Annotated in this window: 1 protein-coding gene; it reads left to right on the top strand. The window is 75.2% G+C overall.

Annotated features, from left to right (window positions below):
* A partial coding sequence (locus tag ND748_RS34200) for a type I polyketide synthase (RefSeq protein WP_285902533.1) occupies positions 1-6344 on the top strand: 6344 nt, incomplete at both ends.

The following is a 6344-nucleotide window of genomic DNA, read 5'->3' as shown; positions in this document are numbered from 1 at the left end:
GGCGATCGCCGCGACCGCCGACGGCACCGAGGCCGCGGCCGCCGCGACGATCCTCACCGGCGACTCACCGCTGTGCACCACGCTGGGCCTCACCCGCCCCGTCGCGCAAGGGCCCATGACCCGAGTCAGCGACTCGCCGGCGTTCGCCCGCAGCGTCGCGGGCGACGGTGCGATGCCGTTCCTCGCGCTCGCGTTGGCCAGCGGCGAGCAGGCCCGTCGACTGCTCGCCGAGACCCGCGACGCGGTGGGCGCGCGGCCCTGGGGGGTCGGCATCCTCGGGTTCGTCGCCGAGGACCTGCGGGCCGCCCAGCTCGACGCCGTCCGGGAGATCCGGCCGTCGTGCGTCATCATCGCCGGGGGCCGACCGGGCCAGGCCGAGGAGCTCGAACGGCTTGGGATTCCCACCTTCCTGCACGTCCCTTCGCCCACGCTGCTGCGCCAGTACCTGGCCGTGGGGGCGCGGCGGTTCGTGTTCGAGGGGGCCGAGTGCGGCGGCCACGTCGGCCCCCGGGGCAGCTTCCCGCTGTGGGAGGCCCAGGCCGGCGTCCTGCTCGACCACCTCGACGACGGGGGCCCCGACAGCAGAGACCTCAACGGCAGAGGCCCCGCCAACGACAGAGACCCCGCCGACGACAGAGGCCCCGAGGATGACAGAGGCCCCGCCGACGGGGGCCTCAGCGACGGGGGCCCCGACAGCGGAAGAAGCCTCGGCGGAAGGGGCGCTTCGGCGGTTCGGCCGGCGCCCGTCCAGGTGCTGTTCGCCGGCGGCATCCACGACGCCCGGTCCGCGGCGATGGTCGCCGCGTTGGCCGGGCCGCTGGCCGCCCGCGGCGTCGAGGTCGGCCTGCTGATGGGGACCGCCTACCTGTTCACCGGCGAGGCGGTCCGCGACGGCGCCATCGGCACCGAGTTCCAGCGCCAGGCGCTTCGGGCCCGCGCCACGGCGCTGCTGGCGACCGCGCCGGGCCATCTCACCCGCTGCGTGACCAGCCCGTTCGTCGACCAGTTCGACGAGCTACGCGCACAGTTGCGCGCGGACGGCGTCGCCGACCATGAGGCATGGGAGCGGCTCGAACAGCTCAACGTCGGACGGTTACGCCTGGCGAGCAAGGGCCTGGAACGTCGCGGCGCGCAGCTGCTGCCCGTCGACGCCGAACGCCAGCAGGCTGAGGGCCTGTTCATGGCCGGTCAGGTCGCCGTGCTGCGCGCGACTGCGACCACCATCGCGGACCTGCATGACGACGTCACCATCCGGGCCCGCCGGTTCCTCGCCGACCAGTCGGGCCGGATCCGCAGGCTGACCGGCACCCGGATGGCCGACTCAGCCCCGTTCTCGGCCGCGGCGGTCACGAGCTCCACGGCCAGGTCCAGCGTGCCCGGCCCGGGCCCGTTGGACATCGCGATCGTGGGAATGGCCTGCGTCTTCCCGGACGCGCCCGACCTCGCGAGCTACTGGTCGAACATCGTCGCCGGAGCGAGCGCGATCGGCCCGGTGCCGGCCGACCGGTGGGATCCCGAGATCTACTTCGACGCCGGCGACGGCGGTCACGGGCGCCCCAACGGCGAGCGGACCCGGTCGAAGGTGGGCGGGTTCCTGCCGCGAATCCCGTTCGACCCGCTCCGCTACGGCATCCCGCCGTCCGCGCTGACCAGCATCGAGCCGGTTCAGCTCCTCGCCCTGGAGACCGCCCGGCGCGCCATCGAGGACGCCCGTCTGGACCCCACGGGCTTCGACCGGGCCCGCACCGGTGTCGTGTTCGGCACCGAGACGAACAGCGACCTGTCCGCGGCCATCACCCTGCGCGGGCTGCTGCCCGCCTACTACGGCCGGGTGCCGGCTGAACTGGACGACCAGCTACCCAGGGTGACCGAGGAGACGTTCACCGGCATCCTCGGCAACATCATCGCCAATCGTGTCTCCAACCGCCTCGACCTCGGCGGCCCCGCCTACGTCGTCGACGCGGCCTGCGCCTCGTCGCTGACCGCGCTGGACATGGCCTGCAAGGAGCTCCGTTTCGGCACCGCCGACGTGATGCTCTGCGGCGGTGCGGACCTGCACAACGGCATCCTCGACTACCTGATGTTCTCCTCGGTGGGCGCGCTGTCCGCCACGGGCGCCCCCCGGCCGTTCGACGCCTCGGCGGACGGCACCGCACTCGGCGAGGGCGTCGCCTGCGTCGTGCTCAAGCGGCTCGCCGACGCCGAACGCGACGGCGACCGGGTGTACGCGGTGGTCAAGGGGCTCGGCGCGGCCAGCGACGGTCGTTCGCTCGGCCTGACCGCACCGCGGGCCGATGGGCAGCGCGTGGCGCTGGAACGCGCCTACCTCGCCGCCGAGGTTTCCCCCGCCGACGTCGGCCTCGTGGAGGCGCACGGCACCGGCACGGTCGTCGGGGACCGCACCGAGCTCAGCGCGCTCACCGAGGTGTTCACGGCCGCGGGCGCGACGGCGGGGGCCTGCGCGCTCGGCTCGGTGAAGTCGCAGATCGGCCACACCAAGACGGCCGCCGGTCTCGCCGGGCTGGTGAAGGTGGCATTGGCACTGCATCACGGCGTGCGCCCGCCAACGCTGGGGGTGCGCGAGCCGAACCCGGCCTGGGACGCGGCAAGCAGCCCGTTCTCGTTCTCGGCCACAGCCCGCCCGTGGCCGGTCCCGCCGGCGCGGCGGGTCGCGGCGGTGAGCGCCTTCGGGTTCGGCGGGGCCAATTATCATGCCGTCATCGCCGGCTATTCGGGGACAGCCGGGGCCCGTCACGCACTGGACCGTTGGCCCGCCGAGCTGCTGCTGATCCGCGGAACGGACCTCGACGCCGCCGGGGAGGCCGTCGAGGAACTGCGCCGCCTGCTCGCGGCGAACGACGCGGCGGGACGGCCCTGGGCGCTGCGCGACTTCGCGGCGACCGCGGCGCGGATGGCGGGGGAGCGCCGCGGGCCGGTGCGTTTTGCCCTCGTCGCCGACGACCTCGACCATCTCGCCGACCTGCTGGCCCGGACGGCGACCCCGCAGGCGCGCCCCGGTCGCGGGCTGTTCATCGCCCAGGCCCTCGTCGCCCCAGCCGCAGCCGCAGCCGCTCAGCCCACCACCATCACCGCGACCCCCACCACACCGGGGCAGGTGGCGGTGCTCTTCCCCGGGCAGGGCAGCCAGCGACCGGGGATGCTCGCCGATCTGTTCGTCGCCTTCCCTGAGCTGCAGGACTACCTGCGAGCCGGTGACGCCTGGGCGGACCTGCTGCATCCGCCGTCCGAGTTCGTCACAGCGGTGGAAGGCGACGGGGGCGTGGACGCCGAGGCGCGGTTGCGCGACACCCGGGTCGCCCAGCCGGCGCTCGGGATCACCGGGCTCGCCGTCCACCACCTGCTGAACCGGCTCGGGGTGCGACCGGATCTGCTCGCCGGGCACAGCTACGGGGAACTGGTGGCACTGGCCGCCGGCGGTGCCTTCGACCCGCAGACGCTACTGGAACTCAGCGCCGCCCGCGGAAAGTCGATCATGACCGCGGTGGAAGCGTCCGCCGGTGACGACCGGACCGATCCAGCGGCGCGAGCGAGTGATCCGCCGGCGCACATGAGCGACCCGGCGGCGCAGATGAGCGACCCGGGGACGCAGATGAGCGATCCGGGGACGATGGCGGCGGTCCGTGCCGGCGCGGCCAGGATCGAGGCGGTGCTTGCGGACGCCGGGCTCGCCGACGAGGTAGTCGTGGCCAACCACAACGCCCCCGACCAGTCGGTGATCTCGGGAGCGACGGCCGGCATCGAGCGGGCCGTCGACCTGCTGCGCGCCGCCGGGTTGGGGACAGTGCGGCTACCGGTGGCGTGCGCGTTCCACAGCCCACTGGTCGCCGCCGCCGGCGACCGGTTCGCCGAGGTTCTCGCCCGAACCCGGGTGACGGCGCCCCGGCTGCCGGTGTGGGCGAACCGCACCGCCTCCCCCTACCCCGTCGCCGGCCCGCGCGCCAGCACCGAACCGGCCGCAGTCGAGGTCGACGGACGGCATGCACCCAGCAAGCCCGGGGACGCGGACGGGCACACGGATCGGAGCGGCGCCGCGGAGCCGGCTGGCGCCGCGGCACTAGATGGGGGCGCGGCGGTGCGAGCGGAGCTCGCGGCGCAGGTGGGCGCGCCCGTCCGGTTCGTCGAGGAGATCGAGGCAATGTACGCCGCCGGGGCACGGGTATTCGTCGAGGCCGGTCCCGGCCGAGTGCTGACCGGGCTCGTCAACGAGATTCTCGGCGAGCGCCCACACGTCGCGGTCGCCTGCGACGGGCGCCGCGGTGGCCTGCGCGGTTTCCTCGACGCGGTGGCGCAGCTCGCCGTCGCCGGGGTGACCCTGCACCCGGACTGGCTGGTGGAGGGACGCGACGCCGCCGACCTGCGGGGCCGCCGGCCACCGGTCCGCCCACGGTGGAGCGTGACCGGCCGGGCGGTGTTGACGGCGGACGGAGGGCCGCTGCCGGGGGGGCTCGCACCGGCCCGGCGGGTTCCCCTCGCATCGGCCGGCCACGCGGGCCACCCCGCAGGGTCAGCCGCCGGGCAACCCGTGGCGGCCGGGCAAGCAGTGCTGGCCGGGCAAGCAGTGGCGGCCGGGCCTGCGGCGCCCCCCGCTCGGACGCCGGTGTCCGGCCAGCCCGCGACGCTCACCCATGCCCCCGTGGGCAGCCTGCCCGCCATGCTCGCGCAGTCGGGGGCACTCGGACAGCAGACCGCCACGAGACGGGCCGCGGACGCACCGACCCGGGAGGCCCTGGTCGGCCACTTCCTCACGACCGCGCGGGACATGCTCGCCGCCCAGCGCGACGTCCTGCTGTCCTACCTGGGCGCCCCGGCCGCAGCCGGCCTGGTGCCGCCGGCCGCCCCCGCCGCGGTGGGAACGACGGCACCGGTGATGGGCCTGCCGGCGAACATCGCCGCGGTGGGAATGACCGCACCGGTGATGGGCCTGCCAGCGGACATCGCGCCGACGGGGATATCCGGCCTGCCCAGCGGCGGTGATGGCCGACCTGCCGCGGCCGGCGGCCGACCTGTAACGGCAGACGGCGAGGCCGACGCGGCAGACGGCGGGACCGGCCCGGCGGGCGGTAACGGGGACGCCACCGCCGCGGTCGACGTCGGCGCCGTCGTGCTCGATCTCCTCGCGGGCAGCACCGGCTACCCCACCGAGATGATCGAACCCGACCTGGACCTGGAGACCGACCTGTCGGTCAACTCCATCAAACGCACCGAGATCGCCGGCCTGCTCACCCAAAGACTCAACCTCACCGACGCACTCGGCCCCCGCGCCGTGGAAGAACTCAGCCGGCTACGCACCGTCCGCACCATCACCACCTGGCTCACCGAGCGCACCGCAGGACCCGGCCCCACCACACTCACCGCGCCCTCAACAACCGACAAGTCTCCGGCAGCCCCGAAAGTACCGGCAGCCCCGGGCGCCCCAAAACTCCCGGCCACCCCAGCACTTCCGACCGCCCCAGCACTTCCGACCGCCGTCGCACTCCCGACCGCCGCAGCTACAGCACCCGCGACGGCCGCTGGGACGGTCCCGCCGGGCGTCGACTCGGGCCCAGGCGAGCCCGGCGGCCGTGGTGGTGGGCGGGCGCCGACCCGGTTCATGCTCAGGACCGTCCCCGCACCGCTGATCGCTGACGCGGTCGACCTCGCCGGCACCGACTGGACGGTGTTCGGCGACGTGACGGTGCACCAGGTCGCCGACCCGGTGGTCACCCGGCTGGCGGATCTTGGGGCGACGGTCACCGTCCGCACCGCCACGGAGCTGGCCGAGGCGCCACCGCAGCGGCTCGACGGGGTGCTCTACCTGTGCGGCTGGGCTCGCGCCGAGGGTGAGCCGGAGCTGCCGGAGACGTTCGCGGCAATCCGTGCGGCGCTGCGGGCCGGGCCGCGTTGGGTGATCGCCGTCAGCCCGCTTGCCGCCGACCCGGCCGGCCCGGCCAGTCCACCCGCCCCCGTCAGTCCGGCCGATCCGTCCGGCCCTCTCAGACCCGGCGGAGCCGTCGCGCGCGGCGGACCCGCCGCACCCCACGGAGCCGGCGGACCCGGCACACCCCACGGAGCCGGCGGACCCGGCACACCCGACGGATCTGTTGGACCCACCGCGGCGGAGCGGGCGCTGCCCACCGAGCGCGCCGCCGGCCTGCGCGGGCTGTTCCGGACGCTGGCCAGGGAGTACCCGGATCGGCTGGTGCGCCTCGTCGAACTCGACGCCACCACCGCGGCAGCAGACATCCTGGTCGCCGAGCTCGGCCGGTCCACCGGAGCCGGGGCGGTCGTCGTCCACCGCGGCGGCGCCAGGCTCGGCGAGCAGCTCACCGAGGTGCCGCCGGGGC

Origin of the sequence: Frankia sp. AiPs1 (assembly GCF_023716945.1) — a bacterium.
Taxonomy (GTDB): Bacteria; Actinomycetota; Actinomycetes; order Frankiales; family Frankiaceae; genus Frankia.
The sequence above is the reverse complement of the archived record's forward strand: the minus strand, read 5'-3'. Positions and strand labels throughout refer to the sequence as shown.